This is a genomic window from Actinosynnema sp. NPDC059797, assembly GCF_042732085.1.
GTDB lineage: Bacteria > Actinomycetota > Actinomycetes > Mycobacteriales > Pseudonocardiaceae > Actinosynnema.
In genome coordinates this window covers 1-1,046 of sequence record NZ_JBHWIE010000767.1, presented here as the reverse complement: position 1 = coordinate 1,046, position 1,046 = coordinate 1, and the positions used below count along the sequence as shown (strand labels likewise).

Below are 1,046 nucleotides of genomic sequence, written 5' to 3'. Positions count from 1 at the left end.
CACCAACCAACCCCCCCCCGGGGGGGGGGGGGGCCCAGTGTGCCCCCCCCCACCCCGGTTGTCACGCGTGACCGGCTCCGACCGCGATCAGCGCGGTTCGTCGCCGTCGTAGCAGAAGGCGATGAGCGAACAGCCGACGTTGCTGCACTGATTCGTGCTGAACGCCATCGGCTGCGCGGGGTCGGCCAGCCGGACCTCGCTGATCCGCTCCTCCAAATCGCTGATGAGCGAGTCCAACTCGGCCGACTCCAGGATCGCCTGGTCCATGTTCCCGTGTCCCTTCACGCTGTGGTGGCCGCCAGTTCCGTCAGAACGAGCCGTGGTCGTCGTCGCCGTCGCAGTAGGAGAGGATCGAGCACAGGAGGTTGCTGCACTGCACCTCGCTGAACGCCATCGGCTGCGCGGGGCCGGCCAACCGGACCTCGCTGATCCGCTCCTCCAGGTCGCTGATGAGCGTGTCCAACTCGGCCGGTTCCAAGATCGCCTGGTCCATGGGGTCGTCTCCTTTCACACTGCTTCGGCAACTGGTGCCGCTCCCGCCCTGCTGGGTGAGGAGTCCGGGTCGCCGACGACCGGGAGGCGCAGCAGGAGCTGGCACGCCAGGCGGTCACCGGCGGTGTGGGCGCCGTCGACGACGGGGAAGTCCGCCGGGGTCGGCAACATCTCGGTGAGGAACAGCTCGTCGTGGCCCGCGAGGACCCGGTCCAGCACGCGCAGCGCGGGCAGCCCGGCCAGGTCCACCGGCACCCCCCTGCCCCCCGGCGGTCCGGCGAACACCCACCGGGGCAGCGACCGGGTCCGGGTGAGCCGGCCCAGGGCGCGGAACCCGTCCTCGAAACCCGCGCCCGGCGCCCACAGCTCGTCGCGCCGGACGCGCCACTGGGCCCGGCTCACCACCAGCGAGCCGGCGACGAGGCGCGGCAGGTGGCGCCGCCCGGGGAACGCCGCGAGCGCGTCCGCCCGGTGCCGGCGGAAGCGGCGCACCGCGGGCGGCCCGGCGGACAGCAGCGGGGCGTGGGCGACGGCCGACGGCGGGAACGCGACGC

The 1,046-nt window shown here is 73.4% G+C and carries 3 protein-coding genes; all 3 read right to left on the bottom strand.

Annotated elements, in window-relative coordinates; genetic code table 11:
* Nucleotides 1–87: 87 nt before the first annotated feature.
* Entirely contained in the window at nucleotides 88–267 is a 180-nt protein-coding gene (locus ACFV4N_RS44030) for a hypothetical protein (RefSeq protein ID WP_499678653.1), read from the bottom strand.
* 40 nt (nucleotides 268–307) lie between these two features.
* Nucleotides 308–493 carry a hypothetical protein gene (locus ACFV4N_RS44025; RefSeq protein WP_499678652.1) on the bottom strand — a complete coding sequence of 62 codons (186 nt, stop codon included), beginning with the start codon at nucleotides 491–493 and terminating at the stop codon, nucleotides 308–310.
* A gap of 14 nt (nucleotides 494–507) precedes the next feature.
* A partial coding sequence (locus tag ACFV4N_RS44020) for a lantibiotic dehydratase (protein WP_499678651.1) occupies nucleotides 508–1,046 on the bottom strand: 539 nt, incomplete at its 5' end.

What these genes read in the sequence shown, in the direction of transcription:
- ACFV4N_RS44025 (WP_499678652.1), bottom strand. Translation starts at nt 493, where the DNA reads ATGGACCAGGCGATCTTGGAACCGGCCGAGTTGGACACGCTCATCAGC.
- ACFV4N_RS44030 (WP_499678653.1), bottom strand. Translation starts at nt 267, where the DNA reads ATGGACCAGGCGATCCTGGAGTCGGCCGAGTTGGACTCGCTCATCAGC.